General features: G+C 36.0%; 29 protein-coding genes and 6 pseudogenes. 29 read left to right on the top strand and 6 right to left on the bottom strand.

The annotated features are described in order from the left end of the window. Positions 1-7 precede the first annotated feature (7 nt). The 7 genes from V470_06020 (at position 8) to V470_05990 (ending at position 6,696) form a co-directional block, all read left to right on the top strand. Entirely contained in the window at positions 8-2,053 is a 2,046-nt protein-coding gene (locus tag V470_06020; GenBank protein ID AHZ47978.1) for a membrane protein, read from the top strand. Beyond that, the gene (locus V470_06015; protein ID AHZ47977.1) at positions 2,053-3,153 is read left to right on the top strand and encodes a transfer protein; all 1,101 of its coding nucleotides are present in this window, start codon (positions 2,053-2,055) and stop codon (positions 3,151-3,153) included. Before V470_06020 ends, V470_06015 begins: the two co-directional genes overlap by 1 nt. 20 nt (positions 3,154-3,173) lie before the next feature. After that, entirely contained in the window at positions 3,174-3,998 is an 825-nt protein-coding gene (locus V470_06010; protein AHZ47976.1) for a cell wall anchor protein, read from the top strand. Positions 3,999-4,076: 78 nt separating this feature from the next. Next, complete coding sequence (locus V470_06005; GenBank protein ID AHZ47975.1) at positions 4,077-4,505, top strand: hypothetical protein; 429 nt, start codon at positions 4,077-4,079, stop codon at positions 4,503-4,505. 4 nt (positions 4,506-4,509) lie between these two features. After that, the gene (locus tag V470_06000) at positions 4,510-4,917 is read left to right on the top strand and encodes a hypothetical protein (protein AHZ47974.1); all 408 of its coding nucleotides are present in this window, start codon (positions 4,510-4,512) and stop codon (positions 4,915-4,917) included. Between the two features lie 266 nt (positions 4,918-5,183). Then, complete coding sequence (locus V470_05995) at positions 5,184-5,519, top strand: hypothetical protein (protein ID AHZ47973.1); 336 nt, start codon at positions 5,184-5,186, stop codon at positions 5,517-5,519. A 37-nt stretch (positions 5,520-5,556) separates the two neighbouring features. Then, positions 5,557-6,696, top strand: a complete 1,140-nt coding sequence (locus V470_05990) for an integrase (protein ID AHZ47972.1) — start codon at positions 5,557-5,559, stop codon at positions 6,694-6,696. A gap of 362 nt (positions 6,697-7,058) precedes the next feature. Here V470_05990 and V470_05980 read toward each other — a convergent pair whose 3' ends face one another. From V470_05980 to V470_10680, 4 genes and pseudogenes are all read right to left on the bottom strand, one after another. Then, positions 7,059-7,481: a hypothetical protein gene (locus V470_05980; GenBank protein ID AHZ47970.1), complete on the bottom strand. Its 423-nt coding sequence runs from the start codon at positions 7,479-7,481 to the stop codon at positions 7,059-7,061. After that, positions 7,463-8,104, bottom strand: coding sequence for a hypothetical protein (locus V470_05985; GenBank protein AHZ47971.2), 642 nt, complete (start codon positions 8,102-8,104; stop codon positions 7,463-7,465). Before V470_05985 ends, V470_05980 begins: the two co-directional genes overlap by 19 nt. Before the next feature lie 262 nt (positions 8,105-8,366). Next, on the bottom strand, positions 8,367-9,026 hold the full coding sequence (locus V470_05975) for a hypothetical protein (GenBank protein AHZ47969.1): 660 nt from the start codon (positions 9,024-9,026) through the stop codon (positions 8,367-8,369). A 15-nt stretch (positions 9,027-9,041) separates the two neighbouring features. Continuing rightward, positions 9,042-9,224 (bottom strand): annotated as a pseudogene (locus tag V470_10680) (hypothetical protein). Between the two features lie 937 nt (positions 9,225-10,161). Here V470_10680 and V470_10675 point away from each other — a divergent pair. The 22 genes and pseudogenes from V470_10675 to V470_05845 all read left to right on the top strand — a co-directional run bounded on the left by V470_10675 (position 10,162) and on the right by V470_05845 (position 22,063). Then, on the top strand, positions 10,162-10,524 hold the full coding sequence (locus V470_10675; protein AJZ74510.1) for a hypothetical protein: 363 nt from the start codon (positions 10,162-10,164) through the stop codon (positions 10,522-10,524). Next, on the top strand, positions 10,524-10,883 hold the full coding sequence (locus V470_05960) for a hypothetical protein (protein ID AHZ47966.1): 360 nt from the start codon (positions 10,524-10,526) through the stop codon (positions 10,881-10,883). Before V470_10675 ends, V470_05960 begins: the two co-directional genes overlap by 1 nt. Positions 10,884-11,219: 336 nt before the next feature. Further along, positions 11,220-11,663, top strand: coding sequence for a hypothetical protein (locus tag V470_05955; protein ID AHZ47965.2), 444 nt, complete (start codon positions 11,220-11,222; stop codon positions 11,661-11,663). Between the two features lie 12 nt (positions 11,664-11,675). Beyond that, positions 11,676-12,119 (top strand): hypothetical protein, encoded by a 444-nt coding sequence (locus tag V470_05950; protein AHZ47964.1) that lies wholly within the window; start codon positions 11,676-11,678, stop codon positions 12,117-12,119. Between the two features lie 79 nt (positions 12,120-12,198). Then, positions 12,199-12,402 (top strand): annotated as a pseudogene (locus tag V470_10670) (hypothetical protein). A gap of 19 nt (positions 12,403-12,421) precedes the next feature. Further along, positions 12,422-12,766 (top strand): annotated as a pseudogene (locus V470_05935) (hypothetical protein). Between the two features lie 343 nt (positions 12,767-13,109). Beyond that, positions 13,110-13,340: pseudogene (locus V470_10665) on the top strand (hypothetical protein). Positions 13,341-13,358: 18 nt separating this feature from the next. Next, on the top strand, positions 13,359-14,018 hold the full coding sequence (locus tag V470_05920) for a hypothetical protein (protein AHZ47960.1): 660 nt from the start codon (positions 13,359-13,361) through the stop codon (positions 14,016-14,018). A gap of 92 nt (positions 14,019-14,110) precedes the next feature. Beyond that, complete coding sequence (locus V470_05915; protein AHZ47959.1) at positions 14,111-14,518, top strand: hypothetical protein; 408 nt, start codon at positions 14,111-14,113, stop codon at positions 14,516-14,518. Positions 14,519-14,638: 120 nt separating this feature from the next. Next, positions 14,639-14,824: pseudogene (locus tag V470_10660) on the top strand (hypothetical protein). A gap of 85 nt (positions 14,825-14,909) precedes the next feature. After that, complete coding sequence (locus V470_05905; GenBank protein ID AHZ47957.1) at positions 14,910-15,443, top strand: ankyrin; 534 nt, start codon at positions 14,910-14,912, stop codon at positions 15,441-15,443. Continuing rightward, entirely contained in the window at positions 15,430-15,771 is a 342-nt protein-coding gene (locus V470_05900; protein AHZ47956.1) for a hypothetical protein, read from the top strand. Before V470_05905 ends, V470_05900 begins: the two co-directional genes overlap by 14 nt. A gap of 119 nt (positions 15,772-15,890) precedes the next feature. Beyond that, positions 15,891-16,367 (top strand): hypothetical protein, encoded by a 477-nt coding sequence (locus tag V470_05895; GenBank protein AHZ47955.1) that lies wholly within the window; start codon positions 15,891-15,893, stop codon positions 16,365-16,367. Positions 16,368-16,564: 197 nt separating this feature from the next. Further along, a complete protein-coding gene (locus V470_05885; protein ID AHZ47954.1) occupies positions 16,565-17,044 on the top strand; it encodes a hypothetical protein in 480 nt (159 codons plus the stop codon). Next, positions 17,017-17,536, top strand: a pseudogene (locus V470_10655) (endonuclease V). Before V470_05885 ends, V470_10655 begins: the two are co-directional and overlap by 28 nt. A gap of 19 nt (positions 17,537-17,555) precedes the next feature. After that, complete coding sequence (locus V470_05875) at positions 17,556-18,110, top strand: hypothetical protein (GenBank protein ID AHZ47953.1); 555 nt, start codon at positions 17,556-17,558, stop codon at positions 18,108-18,110. Positions 18,111-18,150: 40 nt separating this feature from the next. Then, on the top strand, positions 18,151-18,726 hold the full coding sequence (locus V470_05870) for a hypothetical protein (protein AHZ47952.1): 576 nt from the start codon (positions 18,151-18,153) through the stop codon (positions 18,724-18,726). 62 nt (positions 18,727-18,788) lie between these two features. Beyond that, positions 18,789-19,469: a lipoprotein gene (locus V470_05865; GenBank protein AHZ47951.1), complete on the top strand. Its 681-nt coding sequence runs from the start codon at positions 18,789-18,791 to the stop codon at positions 19,467-19,469. Between the two features lie 91 nt (positions 19,470-19,560). After that, the gene (locus V470_05860) at positions 19,561-20,514 is read left to right on the top strand and encodes a hypothetical protein (protein AHZ47950.1); all 954 of its coding nucleotides are present in this window, start codon (positions 19,561-19,563) and stop codon (positions 20,512-20,514) included. Between the two features lie 155 nt (positions 20,515-20,669). After that, positions 20,670-20,996 carry a 50S ribosomal protein L7/L12 gene (locus V470_05855; protein AHZ47949.1) on the top strand — a complete coding sequence of 109 codons (327 nt, stop codon included), beginning with the start codon at positions 20,670-20,672 and terminating at the stop codon, positions 20,994-20,996. Positions 20,997-21,059: 63 nt separating this feature from the next. Continuing rightward, a complete protein-coding gene (locus V470_05850) occupies positions 21,060-21,554 on the top strand; it encodes a hypothetical protein (protein ID AHZ47948.1) in 495 nt (164 codons plus the stop codon). Positions 21,555-21,586: 32 nt separating this feature from the next. Then, positions 21,587-22,063, top strand: a complete 477-nt coding sequence (locus tag V470_05845) for a hypothetical protein (GenBank protein AHZ47947.1) — start codon at positions 21,587-21,589, stop codon at positions 22,061-22,063. Between the two features lie 92 nt (positions 22,064-22,155). Here the strand turns inward: V470_05845 and V470_05840 are convergent, their stop codons facing one another. After that, the gene (locus tag V470_05840; GenBank protein AHZ47946.1) at positions 22,156-22,971 is read right to left on the bottom strand and encodes a sugar phosphatase; all 816 of its coding nucleotides are present in this window, start codon (positions 22,969-22,971) and stop codon (positions 22,156-22,158) included. Positions 22,972-22,983: 12 nt separating this feature from the next. Further along, positions 22,984-24,288 (bottom strand): phosphohydrolase, encoded by a 1,305-nt coding sequence (locus tag V470_05835; GenBank protein ID AHZ47945.1) that lies wholly within the window; start codon positions 24,286-24,288, stop codon positions 22,984-22,986. Positions 24,289-24,369: the final 81 nt, after the last annotated feature.

Genomic DNA, 24,369 nt, shown 5'->3' with positions numbered 1-24,369 from the left:
GGGGAATATGAGAAAAAATATTTTACTAGTGTTTATTTGTTCATTCTTCCTTTTTCCTATATTGGTTAAGGCGAATCCTGTTTCAGATTACCTTCCAAACAATAATTTCAATATTATTGAATTTGATAAGAATACCAATAAACCAAAACTGAAAGAAAGTTCTGAATCGACAAAAGAACTCTTAGATAATGCGAAAAAAGCAAAAGAAAAAGAAGCTGAGATAAAAAAGCAGAATGAAAGTAAAAGTAAGCTAACTTATGAGAATTATAAGTCGAGAATGTCTGATCTCACAAGTAAAGCATACTTTGACAAAAAGTTTTTTGGATTTGATTCCAATATCAACTACTTTTTTAATTCGCTAGTTCAGGCTGTGTTTTGGGTTGGAAAACTGGTTTTCTATGTGATTGCAGAATTGTATAGCGCTGTTGAATCAATGAGTGATGTTTCTTCATTATTGAATGAAGCTGTAAAGAACTCTAGTAAGGTATTTTCTTCCTTGTTTAGTCAAGAAATAATCTATATGGTTGGTGCTAGTATGGCAGCCTATCTATTATATATATTTGCGACTGGAAAAGGAAGTTTCTTCAAAACATTGATAAAAATGTTGTTGATTTATACTTGTATTGGAGTGTACTTTATTCAGTTTCCTGTTAATGGTCAAAATAAATATCTGTTGACTCATGTTTACGATGCTTTCAGGACAACCACTATAACCTTGAATGGTGAAATCACGAAAACTTTAACTGGCGAAAGTAAAGATGGAGTAGAAACATACTTTTCAGAAACCTTGTTGAAGGGATATAAGTACATGAATTCTCCTGTAAATGATAAAGGGGAGTTTGTGCTTTCTGAAAAAGAATTTGAAGATTTAGCTGGTTATAAACAAGGTGATGGAGACCATTTAGTTGGTGAGAAGAAAATCAAGGATATTGCGAAAGATAAAGATCCTGAAAATAAAATGTTGAAGAATGAGTGGGGATTGAAATTCATGTATGCCTTCGCTTCTGATGTCGATATTATAGTGATGGGAACGATTTATCTATTGCTTGGATTGTCACGTTTCTTCTTCTTAATTGTGTTTATCTTACTTATCGTTTTGTTGCCATTTATACTTCTGTTAAGTCTATTTCCTAAGATGGAACACTTGCTGATAGGATTTAATAAAAAAGCTATTTCAATGCTTGCTTTATCATCTATCATGCTTTTAGCAACTACATTATTTTCTTTCTTTTATAATACGTTGACTAGTTTTGTTTCTACTGCTGTTGGTGGAGATTTGTTGGTGACGGTATTTTTAAAAGCATTGTTATTGTTTTTGATGTGGAAATATAGACACTCACTTCTAACAGCATTTTCAAGAGTTACGAATAGTCCTGTTGGTAAGATTGGTAGAGAAATCAGCAATTCTCAAGCAGTCAAAAACTTGAAAGAAAGAATTGCTGGTACTGGAAAACTTGGTTTGAAATCAGGTAAAGACGGTTTGAAAGTTGGTGGTCAGTTTGCTAAAGGTGGCTTGAAGTTGGGTAAAGATAAGTTGAGTGAAAACCTCAAAACTTTACGAAAAGACAGTCCGTTGGTAGATAAGGTTGCTGAAAAAGGAGAAGCGGTTAAAAATCGAATGGATTCGATTAGAGAACGTAAGAATAGTTCAGTCAATGCTTTGAAAGAAAAAGGAAGTAAGGCTTTAGCTAAACTCTATGGAGTGCGAGCCAATGCCTTTAGAGAAGGTAGTGACGATAGAAAATTGTTGAAAGGAAAACAGAAATTAAGAGATGAAGAAGCTAAGAAATATGCTGGTCAGAAAAATGCTTCTCGTGAAGCAGTTCGGCGTTTGAAGGAAGAACGAGCAAGAAAACGAGAACAACGTTTTAAAGAAGAACAGCAACGCTCTGCAAAACAGAAAATGCAGACTACAAAGACTACCAATCCGAGGGCAGTTGGTAGAAGAAAATCAGATGTTAATAGTGCTAGAAATGATGTGAAGAGTTCTAAACAATATAGAAGTAAGAAAGAAAAGAGGTTGAAAGCAAAAAGAAGAAAGGTTGATATTTAATGGGTAAAAAAATAGCTAAACAATTAGGCTTACTGATTGGAAGTCTTTTACCTATTCTCCTAGTGATCATCTTAGTGATTGCAAGTGTTATTGGGATTGTTTCTGCTGGTGGTTCGTCAGGTAGTACGACTGGAAAGAGAACAAGACTAACAGCGCAAGAAGTGGCTCAAAAAGCCAGTATATCTGTCGAACGTGCAGAAGATGTGATTAAGATTCTAAACTGGCAACTCTCTAAAGAGAAGTTCACTTTAGAGGGTGCTAGTGGTTCTCTTGCTAATGCAGAAAGAGAAAGTGACTTTGATCCAAAGCTAACGAATCCGTCAGGTGGAGTTGCTGGTTATTTTCAGTGGTCTGGTTGGGACGGAAACACTATCAATGGTGATAGATGGGCGAATGCAAGTTCACGTACTTTAGATAGTACGGTGGAACTGGAATTGATGTCCTATGAATTGAATCATGGATATAAGAAAGTCAAGGACTATATGCAGAAGGCTTCTGATCCTTTTGAAAGTGCTAAGTATTGGTCTGAATATTATGAAGGTGTATTGCTTTCAGACGGTCAGACTAAACTAGAGAAGCTGGAAAAGGATAGCAAGAAGTGGTATGAAGTCTTTAAGGGTACGATTGAATCTGATGGATCAAGTGGAAATGCAATAGCTGGTAGTTTAGATATTCCTGCTGGTCAAGTAGCTATGGAGATACCTAGTGGCTATTCGATTGACAAGGAGATTACCAAAGATGGCTATATCACTCAATCTTATCCGTATGGAGAATGTACGTGGTATGTTTTCAATCGTGCTAAAGAATTTGGAATACAGTTTGATCCATATATGGGAAATGGGCAAGATTGGGCGCATAAGTCAGGTTATGAAGTAACGAATACTCCTACGAAGCATTCAGCAGTTAGTTTTCAAGGAACGCAAGCTGGTGGTCACCGTCTTTATGGTCATGTGGCATTCGTAGAAGATGTGAAAGATGATGGTTCAATCTTGATTTCAGAATGTAACTTTGTTCAAAGTGGACAAGGTACTGGAATCACGAATTATCGTGTGTTTGGTGCTGAAGAAGCAAAAAATTTTTATTATGTTATTGGAAAATAAAGAAAAAGAGGAAAAAAGAAATGAATAAGAAATTTGTAACATTGTTGTCTGTAGCTGTATTGAGCGCAGTTACTAGTGGAGTATATGCTGATGAAATTAGTTTGGGTGGAAATGCTCCAACTTCATCAGATAATACAGGGTTAGTGGTTGCTGAAAAACCAATAGAATCACCTGTTGAGAAACTAGCGCCAAAAGTAACAGAAAATTTGGATTTAGGTGGAAGTGCTGATAAAGTACAAGATAAAGATAATACAGGAGTTGTTGTAGAGCCTACAACTCCGTCAGAAAAATCTAAGGAAGAAAAGCCAAAAGAAGATAAGCCTTCTGAAAATCTTGGAAAAGATTCTGAGAAAGAGCAGGAAAAGGATAATACAGGAGTTGTTGTAGAGCCTACAACTCCATCAGAAAAACCTAAGGAAGAAAAACCGAAAGAAGAAACGCCAAAAGAAGATAAGAAGCCTACTGTAGAAGATACTCCTGAAGTTAAGGAAGCGAAACAGAAGGCAGAAGAAAATGTTGGTGTAAAGGAAACAGACGAACCTAAACCATTGAATGTTACTAAAGAAGAAATCAAAGAGCAGCCTATTGAAACAAATACAGGTCATACAGTTGTATCTACGAATCAAGGGAAAGTAGTGGTAGAAACAGAAGAAGGTGATTATCAAGAAAAAGAACCTTATGAAATTGGCGCTGTGAAACAGAAAGACGGTACAATCGCTTTGAAAGATAAAGAAGGACAGCTAAAAGTTCTTCCGAATACAGGAACAGCAAGTACAATCTTTGCGACGATTTGGGGTTTTGTAGGTTTGGTTGCGACTATTTGGGGTAAACGTAAATTTAACTAGAAGAAGAATGATAAGGTAGGGGTCACCCTGCCTTTTTTTGTTTTTTGTGATATAATAATGTAAAATAGGAGAATAACTATGAGTAATAACAATGATAAGATAAAACAGTTTTTTTTAAGGACTATTCTTAAAAATCGTAGTGGACTAAGTGAAGCGTATAGAAATAAAGTCAATTCTTTTTCTGATGAAGAATTGAAGATAGAGTATAGTGAGTTAAAATCTATTTCTGAAAGGAAGGGGACAATAGCTAATTCTTTGATTTTAGTATTGTTTCTTGCTTTTTTAGGGGGCTTGTATAAGGTCTTTGTAGATTTTACTGATAAAGTTACTAAGGTTTATGGACAAAGTAGTGAATCTTCTGTTCTGGTAAATGGCTTGTTTATTTTAAGTGTGGTTATATTCGTCATTGTTTTATTCGTCATTGTCTTTTATTTGTTTAGAGTTTCTGAAAAGAAAAAGAAATTCTATTTTGTCGAAGTTCTTATGAAAGAAAGAGGGTTATTGTAGTAAGATGAGAGAATACTTTGATACCATTTTTGAAGAGATTTTATTAAATGTTATTGCTCAGTTTATTTATGTTGTAGGTACAATGTACTATTTACATGAACTGGGTACATTTAATGATTCAGTGAAGAATATAACAAATCCGGTTACAGTTATGTTTAAAGACGATGGGAAAGCATGGTGGTTATTAGCATTTGCCTTGATTCTGACTGCTATTGCTGGTTTGTTGTTGTGGTATCATGTTCAGGTAATTTCTAGGGTTAGTGGTTATTCAATGATAACACTAGCACTATTTATTCTTATTTTGATTTTGTTTATAGTCTTAATTATCATAGATATAAATAATCCTATTTTAAGAATGGCTATAATTGTTATTTTTGGGAGTTTTGTTGCATTTACAGCTTTTACTAGTTAAAATAATGAGTAGGTACAAGTCAGCAATGGCTTGTTTTTTTGTTATTTAAGGAGAAGAAAATGGATCAAGTAGAATTGTTGAAATTGAATAACTAGCATAGAAAGAATGGCAAGTCAGGAATGGCTTGCTGTTTTTTTGTCATTTTATGGATAAAAATGAACATAAAGAAACCAGGATATGAGCAAAGATTCGGATTTGAGTTCAAAAAGTTCAATCAGGTATCAAGATTTTGTTCGGAAATTATAATTTTAGGAGCTTAAAAGAAAATGGAATTACAAAAACAAGTATTTAATATTGAAGTTCCGATTCCATCTGATATGGTGTTGATTAGTCGGTCTGAGTATTTAGATTTAATTCAAAAAGAAGAAGTTGGTCAATGGTGGACGATTGACAAGGTAGAGGAATTGTTGTCTATTAGCAAAACAAAACTTGTAAATGATATTTTGTTGAATCCTGCAATTAAAAAAGAGGTGGATATTGAGCAGAATGAAGAAGGATTTGTATTGTATCCCAAAAGTAAAGGTTCACCATATAGATTTCTTGCAAGAAAAACAAGAGAATATTTTGATAAGAATTATCAAAAAATATTATTGATGTTATAATAGAATGGTGATGATTGCCATTCAGAAAGGAGTTATAGTGGCAAGTTACAGACAACGTGGAAAAAATAAATTATGGGACTATCGGATTTTTGATAAGAAAGGAAAAGTTGTTGCGACAAATTCAGGATTTAAAACGAAACGTGAAGCCATGAATGAAGCGCAAGAGAAAGAGAGGAAACTATTTCAGTCAAACTATACAGCACGATTTGACAGTAAGGCTACCTTATATGAGTTGTGGCAGGATTGGTATAACTTAGTGATTCTTCCGTCAGAAAAAGCGAAGGCGACAAAGGAAGGTTATTATGCAAGGGGTCAATCTTTAGAGAAAATATTTTCTGATATACCAGCAATGAGCCTTAATCATCAGGAATATCAGTCGAGATTGAATGAGTTTGGAGAAAAGGTAACGAAGGATCATTTGCGTAGAATCAATGCAGATATAAGGTCGGCTATAAAATTTAGTCAGCGAAGTGGATTGCAGATAACAGATATAACAGAAGATGTTAAAATATTTGGTTTGGAAGCTGGTAACGTTGATGATAAGTATATTCATAGTATTTCAGAGTACAAAGATTTATTATCTCACTTACAAGGGAAGTTTAATTATAGGGAATCTGTGATTCCATATTTGCTATATTTCTTGTTTAAGACTGGATTTAGGGTTGGTGAGGCTATGGCAGTGTGTTGGTCTGATATTGATTTTGACAATAAAACAATTAAAACATATAGGCGATTTGTAGGAGATCGGCAAGAGTTTGTACCTCCGAAAACGAAAACTTCTATAAGAGAAATTCCGATTGATGATGATTTGTTGGCTGTTTTGGAAGCATTAAGAGTTGAGCAAGAGAAAATTTTGTTTGATCGTGAAGAATTGAAGAAATATGATTTAGTATTCTATGATAGAAGGTATAAAATACCGACTAACTCAGGCTTGAATAAGAGTTTAAGAGTATGTTTATCAGAACTTGGAATTGGGAATCAGGAAATGACAGCGACAGCAGGAAGGCATACATACGGTTCATATCTTTTAGCTAAAGGGATTGATATTTGGGTTGTTGCTAGATTGCTGGGGCATAAAGATATACAGCAGATTATTAAAACTTATGGTCACGTATTGCAAGAGGTGATTGATAAGGAATATGAATTGATTAGACAATTTTTGCTTGATAAAGAATAAAAAAAGAAAACAAAAAGATTGACCAAAAATTGACCTAGAATATACAAAGATGTTGATTTAATAGGCTTTTAGAGGTGGGATTTAGTTCCTGCAGGGGGCAGTACTAGTCACAAAAACACTGGATAACCAGTGTTTTTTTTTGACCAAATTTTGAACAACTTCATAAGATATCCATGGTGTGGTATAATTAGATTTGACAATAAAATGACTTCCATTTTATGACCAGAGTCTGAAGGAGAGTCCCATGCACCTCTACTAGGTAGTTGCGCATGCTCGAGATGGCCTGACCTTGGAGATTTGCACTTAATGTAAAAACAGGAACTTGCCTTCAACTAACAGTGTATAGACAAGTTCCTTACAAACTATTTTAATGGTGATACATAATCATCTGGAAGTTTGCCTTCAGATTCAATCCACTGTTTCTCAGCAATTGGAATCAATTCTTTAAGTTCTTCCTTAGAAAACAACTTCCTATTTTTAGGGACATCTATCAAAGAAGCTGGATATTTACTTATAAATTTTCTTCTAGACTCTTTTCTCTCTTCTTCCGTCGGTGGCCAACGATCGGTCTGAAGTTTACTTAATACTTCTAACTCCGTTCTCTCCCCACTTTCTAATAAGGCAAATAACTCGTTTGGTAATTCATAAACCACTCGCTGAGGGGCAATTCCTCCCTCCTCAGTAACGTAATAAAGATGATTGCCATCTCTCCAAATGTGCTGACCATAACCTTTTACTTCTTCGAACTGGATAACATCTTCCCAGCCTAATTTACTATGTTCCATGTATGTTCTCCTCTCTTGGTGCTAATATCTTCCATAACACCTTCTGGAATATCTCCTGGGAAAGTTCGTCCGGTTGGTCTCCACCAGTCATTGGCTCCAACTTCATTCCCACTTGGTATTGAAATCCCTTTTTTCGCTACTACTTCTGGAGTGACATCCAAACGATAAAGTGGACCGTCTCCTAAATAACCTTCATCAAATCCTAATATAATTTCATAAAGACGATTATCTCCATTGGCAACCTTTTCAATGATATCTGCATGTTCTTTACTCAACCAGAAACTTGTACCATCACGCCCCCCAACAATACCTCCATTCCAATTTTCGCTAGGTTGAAATTTTTGGAATCTGGATGCTCCATTCTTAAATTGTTGGTTATGCATTTTTAAATAGGTTGAATTATAAATATCTTCAGGATTTGGTCTATCCCCTTTATTTATTTCAAGTATTGATTTTTGTGTTACTCCATTTTTATACTTAACCTTCGGTGAGTCCTTAGAAATATTAAAAATCAATTCCCTTTCTTCAGGAGTTAATTTGTCAAAGACTTTTTCTAGATATCTTTCTCGAGTTGCAAAGTCTTTAAACCCAGAACTCTCCCTCGCAAGCCTGCTTTCTTCCAGATTCTTCAGAATCTGCTCTCGGTTATACTTCGGTGCTTCGACATCTACTTTCACCTTATTGAGACTAAACTTGCTGGCTGCTGAGGAGGTTGACCAGATCCTCCACCCGTTTGGCAAATCCAGTCGAAGTTGTTCCAGTACTATAGCTCCCTGCTTGAGGACCTCAGCCATGCTGTGGGTGTCCGTGTTAAGAATAACTGTGTTAACGTAAAGAAAAAGGGGACTACCTGTTTGATAAAAACTGGGTGGAAACCCAGTTTTCTTAGTTTTCTTGGACTAGGAGGTCATACGGAAAGTACTCTAGGTCTTTCAAGCGTTCGTCGTAGATTCCTTTGATCTTGCAGGTTGCGGCAGTGTCAAAACTCCAGTAACCTTTATAGGTATCTTTGGTATGGTTGTTATACCATGGAACATCCGAGTGGCTATAGTACCAGAAACCCTGCGCCTTAGCTACACTCTCATAAGTGTCCTCAATCATATTTTGATACTCTAAAATCGAATGAAAAGGAACTACCTTGTCATGGAATAGATAAACCATGTAGTATTCAATCAAGCCATCTGTGTGGTCCATCTGATCATAAATAGCCTTCAAATCATCTAGAAACTCTTCCTTGCGCTCACTGTAAAGAACTCCCAGGGCAAAGACATCAACTGCACGATAAAAGGGAACTCCCTCCGAAGCAATAACTTTGAGATGAGACAGAATACCTTGATAATAGGGGAAAATCTCCTCTTTCGAAGCCCCTATAGAATAGAAAAGTTTCACTAGTTCTTCATTATCCAAAACCAAATCTTGATAATGGAACAACAAATACTTCTCCGAAATTTCATCTGTCATCTCGACATCTTCTCTTAAACGTTTTTGTACACGATTCAAACGTTTTTCAAAATATGCATGATCTTTATGTTTGTCTCTTATCATAACTTCTTCCTTCTACTATGGTTTAATGATATTCGCTTTGGCATCTAAATTATTAATCATAATATTGCCATTCTTTTGGATTTTAACAAGCTGTGCTTGAACATCACCAGTTTTGTAAGCTTTTCTAATTAAGTCATAATGTTCTTCTCCGACCGCATCTTCCAAGCGATCGCCTATCCACTCACGGCTCATCTGCTTGAGGACCTCAGCCATGCTGTGGATGTTCGTGTTAAAGACGACATCCCCCTCTTTCATCGCTTTCACCCACTCATCTTTAGTTACGTATAAAGCATTTCTTGAACGGAGTCTAGAAAGACTTGCATTTTCTACATTCTTCGCTTTAGAAGCCAGATTGTCCAAGCTCTTTCCTAGACCTGTATCTCCCAATTTCACGGTTGTTTTCTCAAGTGTAGAGAACGCTTGTATATTGGCAGAACCAACAGGCGCTACCTGCCTCGTTCGGATAGTCGGTACTTCCAAAGTAAACTGCTTGGCTCGCTCCAGTCCTTCTTGGGCAGCCTTGCTTAGATTTAGGAGGCCTTCGTCTACTGTATTTTGTAAGTGACGGGCGAGTTGTTTTCGATAGGTCGGCAAGGAGTGGTAAATATTATCCCCCAGCCCCTTGGTCTTCTTCAAGAGCCCTTTAAAGGTATCGAAATATTTCGATACCTTTAAAGGGCTCTTGAAGAAGACCAAGGGACTGGGGGATAATATCTTTTCTCAAATTAAAACCTATGGCAAACAGCTTGACAATCTCCGACCAAGTAAGATTCTATCGAATTCGGCAGATGATCTAAGTGACGCGGCTCAGAGATTTAGTTTGAACTCCCTAGAACAACTGCAACCAGTGACAGGCTCTATTCCATTTGAAGGAGGTAAGTTAACACATCAGGCAGATAATCTCAGTGCTTTCGCAAAGAATCTAGATGGCAGTGTGGATGATGTTGTGGAAGCTAACCGGTTCTCCTCAGAGTGGCATAATTTGCAGAAAAGTTTTCCGGATTCAGGATTATCAGAACGACAATCAGAAAAGATAGTCAATATTAAACCAAGTGAAACAATTAAACGACCAGATCCTGAGGAATATTTGAGTTCTAATTATATTAAAGAACATAATGCCTTATTTGACGAAGGGGTGGCAGCTTTTGCTAAAAATGATTATTGGATTCAAAAAGAAGGTTATTTTGGTCGACCGGATGGTGCATTTGTCTTTCCAAAAGATGTAGCTGAAGCTATGGTCAAGGAAGCTGATGGTGATCCCCGTGTACTTGAAAAACTTTTGGGACTTGATAAAGGTAGTCTTGGAAATAATCCAATTATGATCGAACCTAAGGAAGTTGAAAATCTGAGGATTCCAAGTGGCAATGAGGGCGGAGCAAGCGGGAATGTTCAATGGCGTCCGGGTGGTAAGACCTATCCGGGTGGTGTTCCAGAATCTGTGATTGACAGAGTTCCTAAAGATAAATTGAACATTAAAGAATTGTGGAGTGAACAATAATGAAAGAAATACCAACAAAAAAAGGTGATGTGTTAGAAATTTATGAAGCCAATGGTAAGTATATTTTAAAGTATCCAACTTTCAATATCACCATGCCAGAGGTTGTTAAAGAAATCCCTAAAGAAGCAGTGGATAGCTATTTAGCAGGAGAACATGATGGTGAAGAATTAATTAATTATGCTAATTTCGGATTTTGGAAATCAAAAATTAGTCAAGAAGATGCTAACATACAATTTTTAAGAGATAATCCAGAATTTCTTCTTATTGATACAGATAGAAAGAGACACTATTTCTCCGAAAAAGAATTTGAAGAATTGTTGAAAAAAGCTCATGAAGTTTCTGAAGCAGATGATAAGTAATCATTCTCTATATTAAAGAATATAAGAGACAGAGTTCTTGCTCTGTCTCTTACGTATTATAAGAAAATTCTTAGGCAGTAAGCTCAGACCATCAGCCGTTGCGCGCTATGAGGCTGGTCTTTTTGATGAGAATGTCCGTCTAGCCTATGGAAGCCAGAAGAACGTGGAGGAAAGCTAACACATCTAGCAGATAATCTCAGTGCTTTTGCGAAAAATCTAGATGGTAGTCTAGATGATGTGATGGAGCTAGGAGGGAAATCTGGCAGTAGGTTTGGTGGTTCGAATACCAAACATTGGTTCGAAGATGCTAGTGAGATTTTGAGAGACGGAAGCCATATGGATGGAAAAGTTCCTAAGCCTAATGTTGTATATGAGACTGGAGAACACCACTATCTTTACCGTACTGATGAGGTGGGGCGTATTGATCGGGCGTATGCCGAAGATTTACAACTAAAACTCCATAAAAATAGATTGCGTCATAACTCCAAGACTCTGGATAAAGAAATTGGGGATCATGCAGGGCATATATTCGGAGATTTATTTGGTGGCTCACCCGAGTTGGATAACGTTATCTCACAAGCTAAAGATGTCAATCCAAAAGAATATCGTCGTATCGAACGTAGGTGGGAAGATGCTTTAAAATCCAAACCACCCAAGAAAGTTGAAGTAGACGTTAAAATTAACTACGAGGGTTCTTCAATGAGACCTACTAGCTTTGAAGTCAATTATAAGATTGATGGTATAGAGTATTTTGAAGAAATTCCTAATATAAATAGATAAAGGGAGGATAAAATGACACAATTTGAAGATAAATTTATGGAAGTTCAGGCTAGCATGATTTCATTAGCTATGGAATATGTCCAAAATCAAGCAGAAAAAGTATATATCTATGCGATAGCGGACAGTTTGTATAGTTTTAATCTATTTTATAAGATTAAAGGAAATATTGTACACAAACACTTAGTAAATGATTTTTTACCTACAAAATCACATATTGATACCAGTTTGCAATCTCTCTTGTTGAAAGAAGGTGTCAAGGATGTAAAATCAATGCTTGATGTTTGCCAAGAATACAATCGCGAGCATCCAACTGAAATGTGGTTAATTTATGATGCCAAGAAAAACAGTCTTGATAGTCGCTATAGCTATGAAGGACGTTATGACAAGGATGAAGAATTACTTCCAAGTCTAGAGTTTGAAAAATGGTTTGAGGAAGTAAAAGAAAATCAGCTATAATGCTTTTGATATTGGCACTTAATATTCAGTTAAGTGCCTTTTTACAAAGGACTGGGGGCCTGGAACCACTTCGACTGGATTTGCCAAACGGGTGGAGGATCTGGTCAAGAATGATTTCTTCGAGATTTATGTTTTTTTCAATGGTGATGAGGGTTTACTGCTGTCTGAGGGAAATTGTCGTTACAGTGAAATAAGCGATTGGGATAGTTATTTAAAAGAAATCATGGCAAAAATCGAGTCCTATATCCCAGAGAAATATTTAAAAGCTAAAGGTTGGAGATAAAAGAGTTGGGGGTATTGCGTTGGGATTAAATAAAACGAAGAAACTAGCGCTGAATTTTAGCGATATAGTTGAAAGAGTATTTAAAGATAAGATTGATGATATGGGAATTTATGATATAGTTGATGAACCAGATCATCAAATGTTTAAATTAAATTTTGCGGCTTATAATTATTCTTGGGTACAGTTTAATTACGAGAATGATTTCTTTGAGATTTATCTGTTTTTAAACGGTGAGGAAGGTTTATTGCTATCTAAGCCAAACAGTCGTTATAGCGAAATAAGCGATTGGGATGCATATTTAAAAGAAATCATGACAAAAATCGAGTCGTATATCCCAGAGAAATATCTAAAAGCCAAGGGTTGGCGATTTGGTATGGTTCGAGAAAGTATGGAAGCTATAAAACAAGAAGTAATTGAACGGATTCAGCGTTCTTTTGGAGATAGAGTCACTGAAATAACCATTTGCGAGTTGGTCGATGTCCCAAATCATTATATATTACGTCTCATATTTAGAGCCTATGATTACTATTGGGTTCAATTTAATTATGACAATGATTTATGTGGGTTCTCTATTGATTTGGGTGATGAATTCGGAGCGTCGCTTGAAAGCAAAATGCGTAGTTATATGGGAACAAAGGATTGGGATAACTACTTAAAAGAAATTCAATTATCCGAGGTTCTGTTTAACTCACACATCGGTAGTCTATCCAAGGAAGTTAGAGGCTTTATTGGGGCTTGATGAGGGAAGTCTAGGAGACTCTCCTAAAATGGTTCTTCCGCAGGAAGTACATAATTACAGAATTCCTGATGGAAATGAGGGAGGATCACGTGCCAATCCACAGTGGCGACCAGGAGGAAAAACATACCCTGGAGGAGTTCCTGAAGCAGTAATCGACCCAGTTCCAAAAGATAAGGTAACATTAGTAGACATTTGGTAAAAGACAAAGGAGATAAAAATGGAATCAATTTATGTAAGTCAAAAAGACATGTTGGAAATTTGTCAAGATGGTGATAAGTATTTCTTGCGTTATCCAACTTTTAATATTACCATGCCAGAAGTGGTTAGAGAAATCCCCAAAGAAGCTGCAGATAGTTATATGTCTGGAGAACATACTGGTAAAGAGTTGATGAATTATGCAGATTATGGTTTTTGGAAATCTAAAAAACAGTATACACAAGAAGAGTCGAATAAAATTTTTATACAAAATAATCCTGACTTAATTTTCAATGATTTATCTGATAACCAAAAAATATTTTCTCCTGAAGAATTTACCCAAATCGTCACCAAAGCAATTGTTTCAGAACTGGAACCTAGCGAACTTGACGCTATTGGTATAGTTGATAGTCATTTAGAGCTTCTTCTGGTGGATCCAGTCGGCTGGGAGGAAGAGATAGAAGCAGTCCATCTGGAAATTCTGCAAGAAAAACTGAACAATTATATTCACTTCCTCGAAAGCAAACAGTATGTGGCGCGATACGGTGATCAGTTTGACAAAAAAGTCATCTATATCACATTCCAATATTCTCCATCAGACAACGGTCTAGCCTTTCTTGCTGCTGTTCAGAAAGTGTTACAACCGACAGATATGAGCCTGAAGGTAGAATTACCAGAGTAAGAAAGGGAGCGGAAACGCTCTCTTTTTGTGGTATAATTGGACTAGGTTACGCAGACTTTTGTTAAACAGGTAAAAATAGGAGATAGTAAGTAATGATTATAAATAATACTGTTATCAACAAACAATTAACAAAAGCAATATTCTATAATAATTTTAAAAAATACCTTCGACAAGATGAAAGTTCTAATTTATTTATGTTAAAATCGCCCGTCATGATTGAAGGATTAGAATTTTGGGCAGATTTTAATTTTCAAAATAACATTCTAGAATCTCTAAAGTTAAGTATATACCAATCAAATGGACCAATAAGTTATTCGAATATGTTTGAATATCAACTAAAAGATATAAAAGAGATACAGGATAGGTGGTTAGAAAAACAATATGGTAGCTTTTATGAAAAGAGTACATACTCTACTAAATTTAACACCTCTTTTGCGGAAATAATATCATATATTGATACAAAATCAGGTGAGACCAGTATAATCTTTTTGTTTAAGTGATGCATATGTAATAACTCTCTATAAATAACTCCAATAAAAAATATGCCTTACGGTGGGAGTGGGATTATTTGCATGAACAATATGGATACCCAGAGCCAGTTAAGATAGGAGAATTTTGGTATGCAATTAAATGAAACAGGTACTATGGCAGTACAAACAAGTAGAATGATTCGAAACGTATTTGGTGATAGAATAGATGGTTTGGGAATTTATGATATAGTTGAGGAACCCAATCATCGTGCATTTAAAATAGATTATCTCGTCTATGACTTTGCTGGGGTAAGATTTATATACGAAAACGATTTATTAATGACTTCCATTTTAATCCAAATAATTTTAGAATTGAAACACCTTCTGCTAATAGAAGTCATAAGTTTGAATAGGAGACAAGATGGATATTTTCGATATTGTTCAAAATGGGACATATAATGATTTTATAGAAAATTACAATGGTGACATAAAACAAATTGATAAATATACAAAACTTAATTTGTTATGTATAGCCATGCTTAATGATGATTTACCAGAAGAGAAATTGAAAATTATTAAATATCTGCTTTCTGAGAAAGTAGAGGTAAATTTTTTGTCAAAAAAAGAAAACAGAAATGCTCTTCATTATTTCTTCCAAGCCAATTGGCGGCCTAAAATAGCATATGCATACGAGGTGGTGAAATTACTTGTTGGGGCAGGAATAGATGTAAATGCAGTTGACAAATTTGGTTCTATTCCGATGACTTACTCAGTAACGTTATTAAAATTAGCAACGGATGAGTTAGAACCTCTATATAAGCTTTTACTGGAGGCCGGTTCGGATTATAAGTTAAAAAATAAATCTGGGAAATCGTGTCTAGACTATGCGGAAGAATATTCATGGAGAAGTAGTCTGCTTGATATTATAAAGGAGTATGAAGATGGTAGAAATTAGTAACAATGATTTTGGTGGTTTTGTCGTTTCAAACAATATTCTTGATGGAAAAGCTATTCGCTATTCTTATCGCGAGGAATCTGCTATTCCACAATTAAATGGCTGGACACTGTTATCAATCGAAGATGATGAAGCTTACCTAGCTAATTCAAAAAATTTCACAATTTTAGGAGCAAATAGCATTGTAAAAATTGCTCCTGTTATGCTGGAAATTTTTGAAGCCCCATACGGCACCGACTTATGCTGGCTATATGAGGAAGGCGTTCATGTAGGATTTTATGATTTGGTGAGAGATAGAGAAACAACAATCGAAGAAATTGTTAATTGAGTGTCATTTGTATCTCGTCTAAGCCTTTATGATCTAGAGTAAGAGAATTTGTCAGCTAAAGTAGAATATCTTTTTGAAAAAATCGCAAGCTGAATGCTGGAGTAATTGAGGAGTTTTAAATGGCATTAGAGAAAGAAAAAATTCAGGAAAATTTTGAGGAATTTATGTTTTATATTGATGAAACCTTGGATGAAATAAGACAAAAAGCTAGTAAGCAAGGTTATCATCTAGATATGAGTTTAGAAAGCTTGAAGAATTTGGCGCAATTCGTTCGAGAGAATGATGTCAAAAATGATCCTGAAAATATTGATGATTTCTTTAATAGCTGGGTTTATCTTGGAGAGGTTTTTCGCCTGCAAGCAAAAGGAGCCTACTGGACAGTTGGTACTGAAAATCCGAAAAACTTAAATTATGGGTTAGAGTATTTGACAGGTTATAATACAATTGGTTCAGAATTTATTCCCTTATTAATTTTGAATAACTTTACTTTAAGTTCACCGGATAGGTTAAATAATAATTTTTTTTATGAATTAGTATTGAAACGTTTAAATCCTAAACCAATAAATCTAGACCATCTTCCAACAGAAGAGGGATAAGTTATTATTGATATCATTTAATTACTTATGAGGTAAATGTTTCAGGTGAATATGAGAGGATTATTAAAATGAATAACACAGAATTCAAAAAATATCAGTGAAATGTTTAAAAGTGCAAAAACAGAGAAATTGCCTTGTAAGATTAAAGGCCTCCCAGATATGCTGGATGGTTTCAATATGATTTCAGAGGTTGAAAAATGACAGAAGATAAAATTTTAACAAAAGAAGAAGTTCTCCGTGACGGTGTTTGTTTTGAGGATGAACTAGACTGGGGCGGAGAATACTATGAACAAATTGTCTTTGAAAATGAATCAGGAGAAGAGGTTCCTTATACTGGTTTAGCCTATGATTTATATCCAGATGGACAATTAGAGTCTTATGGGTATATAGATAATGGATATAGGCATGGTCTAGCTGTCTACTTTTATTCTAATGGAAAAATTAAAAGTATTAATAATCAAGACAGAGGTGCGGCCGAAGGAATTCAAAAAGAATATTTTGAAAATGGTGATATTGAGTCGGTTTCTTATTGTATTGCCGGAGGAGAAATTCTCTATAAAAAATATGATGAGACTGGTAAAATTATTGAAGAAAAAACAGAGCCTACCGAAGATGATTTCAAGAGAGCAAAAAAGTGGGGTGTTGATTTATCGACTTTAGACATGAATTTGAAGTAGCACAGAATCAATTCAAAAATCAGATAGATCTATCTAATCATTTTGAGGACTAGGAGATTTGTTATGTCGCAGGGGTGGATTAATACCTATTGAAGAGAATGACAAAGAATACGGTCTTGCTTGCCTTGTGGTTATTGACTGGGAAAATCTCCAAGTTGTTGAAGAGGTCAGTTTTCATGATGAAATTAGAGTTCTCTATCTTCCAGGTTTTCTTGCCTTTAGGGAATTGCCTCTGATTTTAGCAGCAGTTAAACTGTTGAAAATTAAACCTGACCTATGTATGTTTGATGGGAGTGCTTATCTGCATCCGCGCCATATGGGAATCGTGACCCATGCCTCCTTTTTCTTAGGAAAACCAACTACCGGAGTTTCCAAAAATGACTACCATATTGAAGGGGCAGAATTTTACTTCCTGACAATGACGAAAGAGCCTGTACAGAAATAGGTAAAAACAGTGAGATTTATGGGCAAGTATTAAGGAATTTTCAGAATAAATCAATGGAGTAGATAAATGAAAACTTATAAATTGAAAAATAAAGAGAATTATAGATATTTTGTCAAACATTATCTAGAGGTGATGAAGGAAGGAAAAGAAGCAGAAGCATTTCTAGGAACAGAAGCTAAGTATCGTTTTCGGCAACGAGATTCTTATGAACTTGATAGTACAGATATTGGAGTATTAATGGAATATTGCTTATATCCTTTGTATGTGGAAGGAGATAGAGATATAGCGCGTAGAGCCTTTGACATCTTGAAAGATTTTAGCTTATCTAATGATCTAATGAAATTAAAGAAGGTCACTCAATATATTTCAAATCAAAAATGGTTTGTAACGAATTATTATGATATTCCATTTGTTATTGATACAGATGAGTTAGTAAGAAATATTATAGAAAGTACTTCCTACCTATCAGATGAGCAGAAACGTACTTATACCTATGGAGGGTTGTGTAATGTATTGGAACGTAATCCAGAATACAGGCAGTGTGACGAAGAAAAGGTAGAGAAGATTCTTAAGGAATTTAAGGAAAAATACTACAATCCCCCTAAGGTAGTAGAGCTATAGCAAACGCCATAGTGAATGTGAGAGTTGTGGAGAATTTTAAATGACAAAACAGGAATTATTAGACTTTTTAAAATTTAATAGTAACAAACTTAGATATTATACTGTATACTTAAATAAAAAAGTTTTAGAGCAGTTTGCGATAGGGTATTATCAGGATTTAAGTGCAAATAGATTTATAGTGTATGAGGTGACTGAACGTCAACAGTTATATGAAAAAGCTAGTTTTGAAAGAGAAAAGGATGCTATTGAAGAATTATATGAGATTGTAAAGTTTAGATGTAGGATTAAAAGTATCCCTATTCTGTTAGATGTTTCAGAAATTGATGCAATCGGAACGAGTGACACAGACTTGGAACTTTTATTAATAGATGGCAATCTTTGGCTTCCAGATACCGAAGAGGAACATCTCTTGAAACTTCAAGAAAAACTCAATAACTATATCTACTTCCTCGAAAGCAAGCAGTATGTAGCACGATACGGTGATCAGTTTGACAAAAAAGTCATCCATATCACATTCCAGTATTCTCCAGCTGATAAAGGTTTAGCCTTTCTCGCAGCTGTTCAGAAAGTATTGCAACCGACTGATATGAGCTTAAAGGTAGAATTACCGGAGTAACAAAGGGAGCGGAAACGCTCTTTTTTATGTTATAATAGGCATAGAATGTTTAGGAGAAAGAGATGAAGGAAAATAAACGCTTATTTTGGGTTGTTAGTGTGATGTTAATGGTCCTGACTCTTTATACACTGACTGGATGTAGTTTGGGTGGTGAGACCATTCCCAAAAACAGAACAAAGGAACAGTACGAATTTGAAAAAACGTTTGAACCTATATTTAAATTTTTAGAGCAAGACAAGAAGGAGTTTAATGGATTAAAGCTTTACAAAAATAGTATTTATATAGAGAGTGGAAACGTAGTAAAGGATTATAAAGTATTCTTAGATACTAGCCAATCTGACATTAAGGGTGACTATACAATAAAAATTGGGGATAATAAAGAAACAGTTCCTGTTACTTACTCTAATGGGAAGTTAAATTATGGGTCGGAGGTAACTCCTTTATATGATGAAGAAATTCTTAATTTGGTAGTACAAAGAGATTATTTCGCTTCCTTGAATATAAAAGAAACCTTTAAGAGTGCAGAAACAGAGCTTCGTGATATTATCTATGAACCAGAAAATCATTCTGACCTCTATAAATATCTTAAAAATAAGTACGATATGCCAGAGGATACAACCTGTAGAATCAGAGTAAGGTACTCTAGTGGAACAATCTATGGAATTTCAATACTAATGGAATCTAGGGATGAGGCTGTTCAAATAGATTTAACTATATTTAAACAACGGGAGGATAATCAATGAATGAAATTGAAAAAAGGAACCGTCGGGTTGAAAGGTAAAGCACTATAAAAGCTGTTTTATAACTGATTTTTAATGAGCATCAGGAGATATTATGTTAAAATCGAACAAGTGGATATTCCTTGCAATTTCCGTTCCCTTTATTATTATTGGTTTGTCATATTTGTTAATTAGGATACCGATTGGGAACACTGGTAAGTTTATTCATGATCATGCGGATTCTATCAAAAGCGAAATTATTGCAGACATAGACAGTCAAGGGCAATATATAAAGTCAGTGACGCTTTTACCAGGTTCTGCGAGGGGAGGCTTTGATAATGGTGGAGATGTAGGTGGAAATTATCATATTTCCTTTACAGCCTATGCTAATAATAATCGCAAGCAGTCAATGAAAGTAGAATTATACTTTCCTGATGCTGGTATAGGTCCTTTTACATTTATAAAACCCAATCCTTATAAATCTCCTGAAACTATGAGGAGATGGTACTTATCAGTAGTAGAGGTATCAAGTGACCCCTCGTGGGATTGGAAGCGAGAGCAAGATAAATTGACTGAAACTATGAATAAACTTGATCGCAAGAGCAAGGATGCCTCCAGGCAAGTTGAAAAAGAAATTATGATTCGTAATCTTAACAGATGGCTACAAGAACATGAGGAAAATTTCAAACTAGCTATCCAAACAGACCTGTATAGAAACGACCCAGAATTGGAACAGAAATTAGGAAAGATTCAAAGTATCAGTGTAAGTGAATATCAAATGTACATTCCTTCGACAGGTAGCGACATTAGTTTTGATGTTAGATTTGAGAAATATCCTGAAGAAGTAGCTACTATAAACGTTCGCTTGCATTCCCAAGGGGAACAATCAGTTTTTAAGGATCCCTCAGTAGCTGCAACTATTAGTTTTGAAAGAGAACGTTTTGTTATAAAAACTGTGTACGACTCCAAGCTATTTCCAATTTTTAATCAAAGTCGATTTGGTAATAGTAATGGAGAAATATCTTATGAACTCCCAAAAGATTATGAAAATCAATTTTTAATTCCTTAACTTTCAAGCAAGCTATTATGCTTGCTTTATCTTTATGGCTTCAAGCCATAAGAGTAAGAACGACAAATCGATGCATGATAGAGGAGATTCAAGCTTATATCTTTTCCTTGTAGACATGGGATACTGATGTTTTCAAGTATAAAGGAGTAAAAATGATGCTAGCTATTTGTATAGATTCTATAGGTGACAAGTCAGGAACCTATAAGTTGTTAAGAAATTATTCATCCTTGCCTTTCTCTTTAATTCAATCCAGAATAGAAGATCATGACACGGTAATAGAAGTAGACATGTTAGATTTGGATGAATTGAAAAAGGTTAGAGCACTCATCCATGAGTTGAGTGCTATTGGGACTATGGTTACGATGAGAGATTCGACTGGTATTATCACCTTAGAATTTTTAAATAATATTATTTCTACCTTCGAAGAGATTGCGGCTGAAAGAGAAGAATTAGATGCTCTGATGTTTGAGGAGGAAGAGTGATTGTCACCTTTTCCAGTGAATCATACATTCCCAAGATAATTTTTAGTAATAAAAGGAAAATCAATGAAAGATAATAAAAATTTGTTGCTCTTTCTACAGGAGTTGATATACGGTCTTGTAGATTTTATCAGTGAGAAAGAATATAAGGAATTTGTCTTTGACTCCTTAAAACTTTCAAAACAGGAGCTTGATAAAGAGAGTGGGTTTTGTCCAGATGATTTATACAATCGATTGGAAAATATGGATGAGCAGGATATCTTGACATTTCAGGTGTTGGATAAGAAAACCAATCCACTAGTATGGAACTGTATCGCTAATTTCTTTGTCCTAGTTTGTCACTATTCATATATTGCTTCGGAAGAAATCTACCTGCCACAAACGATAGAAAGTGTCGACGAGGACACACTGGCTGTTCTTGCCTTAAGCTACAAACAAATCCTATCTGAAAACAGTGAACTCATTTCACAAATATCTGGGCCAGAAATAGAAGGATATTTAAAGGATGAGCTCGTTAAAAACTACTTTGGACCACTATTTTTATCTGATGAGAACGAATAGGCTATTCGTTCAAGTATAGATCAGGAGAGGATATGCTTACGAGTTATTTTATGTTGATTTTTGCTGAGGCAATTGTAAACCGTATGAAAACACGATACAATTCTCAAATTCGAACTGCCTTGGATGCATGTTGGAGTTTTTTGGAGAATAGAGATAAAAGGGGAGAGGAACTTTATCGCCTTTTAGATGATGGGACAGACTTCAGTGGAATATTTATCTACATGCAGTTAGATGAAAATGAAGCGAATGGTCTCTTGTGGGACAACATTAGTTATGCAATAGGTGTGACTGCTAAAGAAGCTTTTGAGTTTGAAAATAAGAAGGAGCTTCCTTCTCCCTTGGAAAACATTGAACCGGAACTACTTGATGTCTTTATTGATAATTTAAAAGAGATTAGCATGGATCTTTATCATCAAGTCGAAACAGTAAAAATTTTCATCAATAAAAATCCATACCCATCAAGAGAATCTGCCCTAAAAGAACTAGATAGACTAGGATTACTTAGATGATTTGAATAGATGATTTGGCGAAAAATCAAAAAGAACACCCCAGAAGTTAGAGTGTCATCTCTACCTTTTGGGGTGTTGTTTATTTTCTATCCTTAAGAATTGTACAATACCCAGGTACGAATAGCATGGGCAACGCCAGATTCATCATTTGTTTTGGTAATGTATTTGGCGATTTTTTTGAGTTCTGGATTTCCATTTTCCATAACAACGGGATTACCAACGACTTCGAGCATGGCACGGTCATTTTCTTCGTCCCCGATCGCCATGGTTTCATCTTTGGTCAATCCGAGTTTTTCAGCTAGGTGAGTAATAGCTGAACCCTTGTCTACATTCTTTTTAAGGAGTTCGAGGTAGAAGGGAGCAGATTTGTTGATGGAGTATAGTTCGTAAAATTCTGCTGGGATTTTTTCAATAGCCGCATCGAGTATTTCAGGTTCATCGATAAACATACACTTGACGATTTCCTTGCCAGCCATTTCTTCAGGGGTGCGGTAGAAGATAGGCATGCTGACGAGGGTTGATTCGTGCACCGTGTATTTTCCAATATTGCGATTGGCCGTGTAGATACCGTCCTTGGTAATGGCGTGCATGTGGACACCAAGTTTGCGACTGAGAAATTCCATATCCAGATAGTCCTCATAGGTCAAGGATTCGCTGATAATCTCATGACCAGTAGCAGTCTCTTGGACAAGGGCGCCGTTGAAGGTTACCACATAGTCACCCTCGTCTCTCAACTGCAAGTCATCCAGAAGTTTGGCAACACCTGCGATGGGACGACCCGTTGCAATCACGACTTTGACACCAGCTTGTTTGGCATCTTGGATGGCGGAAAAGACTTCCGGAGTGATTTCCTTTTGACTGTTGACTAGGGTACCGTCGATATCGACGGCGATTAGTTTAATACTCATATATTTCCTTTTCTAGTTCTTATTTGGGGTAAAATGATCGTTCTCAATCAAGTGTAAAAATTGCTGGGTAATGCTTGCGAAGATACTGTTTTGGTCCAACATTTCTTTAGGAAAATAGAAACGATTGTCCCCATGGCGGCTGCCAGCAAGGGATTGGACGATAGGGGACAGGCTAGAGAGTTCTGCCAGTTCTCCATTTTTTTGTAGAATCTCAATCTGAGTCCGTGGATTTTCAGATTCGGGACGATAGATATCATAAGGGAGGTCAAAGTTCTTATGAATGGCTGTATAGTAGTCTGGATCAAAACCGATTTCTTCAACCAGTTGTCTCATGGTTGCGAGTTGGTCTTGGTCTTTTTCTGAAAAAGTAATGGATTTAAAGACCTTGCGGTTGACAAAACGTTGCGACAAGTCGGCTAGTATCTTGTCAGGACTGGTCATCCAGAGTTGGAAGTAGGTATTCATCACGCCGTCATCAAGTGCCAGATAGTCAGATAGAGTAACTTTCTTTTCAAAAAAAGGTAGCAAATGAGGAGAAGTTCGTGCAAAGAAATCCTTATCCTCAGAATAGAGTTCCTTGGCGCGTTTGAGGAGATTTTGTAGTAGAACTTCCATGGCCCGTGTTGCTGGGTGGAAATAAACCTGCATATACATCTGGTAGCGACTGAGAACATAGTCTTCGATGGCGTGCATGCCATTGCGCTGAAAGGCGATCCCATTTTCGACAGGACGGATGACTCGGAGAATGCGAGTCAGGTCAAATTCCCCATAAGATGCTCCTGTAAAATAGGAGTCGCGCAAGAGATAGTCCATACGGTCCGCATCAATCTGACTGGAAATGAGTTGCACCACCTGCTTGTTAGGATAGGTATGGTCGATGACACTGGCTACCTTTTCTGGGAAATCTGGTGCTACTTGTAGCAGGACTTGGTGAATCTCTGTCTCAGGACTTTGGATGATTTCCTGGGTAATAGCTTCATGATCTGTATCAAAGAGATGTTCAAAAGTATGGGAGTAGGCACCATGCCCAAGGTCATGAAGGAGCGCAGCGGTCATGGTCAAGAGAGACTCAGCAGGATCCCATTCTTCAGGATATTTTTCTTCAAAAATCTCTGTGATACGTCGTGCAATCTCATAGACCCCCAAACAGTGGGAAAAGCGACTGTGCTCCCCACCATGAAAGGTATAGCTGGAAGTTCCTAGCTGTTTGATACGACGCAGACGTTGAAATTCTTTTGTATTGATCAAGTCATAGATGACTTGATTATTGACATGGATATAGTTGTGAACTGGGTCACGGAATACTTTTTCGTTCATATGACCATTATAGCAAAATCCTGCTCTTTTTGGTAAAATAGTAGGACAAGAGAGAAGAAAGAGGACCTGATGTGAAGATTC

Origin of the sequence: Streptococcus sp. VT 162, assembly GCA_000688775.2 — a bacterium.
Classification (GTDB): Bacteria; Bacillota; Bacilli; order Lactobacillales; family Streptococcaceae; genus Streptococcus.
Note: the sequence above shows the minus strand (reverse complement) of the source record. Positions and strands in the feature narration are given on the sequence as shown.

Coding starts and splice junctions, on each gene's coding strand:
- V470_05860 (AHZ47950.1), top strand. CDS start 19,561: ATGTTAAAATCGAACAAGTGGATATTCCTTGCAATTTCCGTTCCCTTT.
- V470_05905 (AHZ47957.1), top strand. CDS start 14,910: ATGGATATTTTCGATATTGTTCAAAATGGGACATATAATGATTTTATA.
- V470_06010 (AHZ47976.1), top strand. CDS start 3,174: ATGAATAAGAAATTTGTAACATTGTTGTCTGTAGCTGTATTGAGCGCA.
- V470_05950 (AHZ47964.1), top strand. CDS start 11,676: ATGACACAATTTGAAGATAAATTTATGGAAGTTCAGGCTAGCATGATT.
- V470_06005 (AHZ47975.1), top strand. CDS start 4,077: ATGAGTAATAACAATGATAAGATAAAACAGTTTTTTTTAAGGACTATT.
- V470_05885 (AHZ47954.1), top strand. CDS start 16,565: ATGACAGAAGATAAAATTTTAACAAAAGAAGAAGTTCTCCGTGACGGT.
- V470_05845 (AHZ47947.1), top strand. CDS start 21,587: ATGCTTACGAGTTATTTTATGTTGATTTTTGCTGAGGCAATTGTAAAC.
- V470_05835 (AHZ47945.1), bottom strand. CDS start 24,288: ATGAACGAAAAAGTATTCCGTGACCCAGTTCACAACTATATCCATGTC.
- V470_05980 (AHZ47970.1), bottom strand. CDS start 7,481: ATGGAACATAGTAAATTAGGCTGGGAAGATGTTATCCAGTTCGAAGAA.
- V470_05855 (AHZ47949.1), top strand. CDS start 20,670: ATGCTAGCTATTTGTATAGATTCTATAGGTGACAAGTCAGGAACCTAT.
- V470_06020 (AHZ47978.1), top strand. CDS start 8: ATGAGAAAAAATATTTTACTAGTGTTTATTTGTTCATTCTTCCTTTTT.
- V470_05915 (AHZ47959.1), top strand. CDS start 14,111: ATGATTATAAATAATACTGTTATCAACAAACAATTAACAAAAGCAATA.
- V470_06000 (AHZ47974.1), top strand. CDS start 4,510: ATGAGAGAATACTTTGATACCATTTTTGAAGAGATTTTATTAAATGTT.
- V470_05960 (AHZ47966.1), top strand. CDS start 10,524: ATGAAAGAAATACCAACAAAAAAAGGTGATGTGTTAGAAATTTATGAA.
- V470_05995 (AHZ47973.1), top strand. CDS start 5,184: ATGGAATTACAAAAACAAGTATTTAATATTGAAGTTCCGATTCCATCT.
- V470_05975 (AHZ47969.1), bottom strand. CDS start 9,026: ATGATAAGAGACAAACATAAAGATCATGCATATTTTGAAAAACGTTTG.
- V470_05840 (AHZ47946.1), bottom strand. CDS start 22,971: ATGAGTATTAAACTAATCGCCGTCGATATCGACGGTACCCTAGTCAAC.
- V470_06015 (AHZ47977.1), top strand. CDS start 2,053: ATGGGTAAAAAAATAGCTAAACAATTAGGCTTACTGATTGGAAGTCTT.
- V470_05920 (AHZ47960.1), top strand. CDS start 13,359: ATGGAATCAATTTATGTAAGTCAAAAAGACATGTTGGAAATTTGTCAA.
- V470_05900 (AHZ47956.1), top strand. CDS start 15,430: ATGGTAGAAATTAGTAACAATGATTTTGGTGGTTTTGTCGTTTCAAAC.
- V470_05895 (AHZ47955.1), top strand. CDS start 15,891: ATGGCATTAGAGAAAGAAAAAATTCAGGAAAATTTTGAGGAATTTATG.
- V470_05875 (AHZ47953.1), top strand. CDS start 17,556: ATGAAAACTTATAAATTGAAAAATAAAGAGAATTATAGATATTTTGTC.
- V470_05865 (AHZ47951.1), top strand. CDS start 18,789: ATGAAGGAAAATAAACGCTTATTTTGGGTTGTTAGTGTGATGTTAATG.
- V470_05870 (AHZ47952.1), top strand. CDS start 18,151: ATGACAAAACAGGAATTATTAGACTTTTTAAAATTTAATAGTAACAAA.
- V470_05850 (AHZ47948.1), top strand. CDS start 21,060: ATGAAAGATAATAAAAATTTGTTGCTCTTTCTACAGGAGTTGATATAC.
- V470_05955 (AHZ47965.2), top strand. CDS start 11,220: ATGGATGGAAAAGTTCCTAAGCCTAATGTTGTATATGAGACTGGAGAA.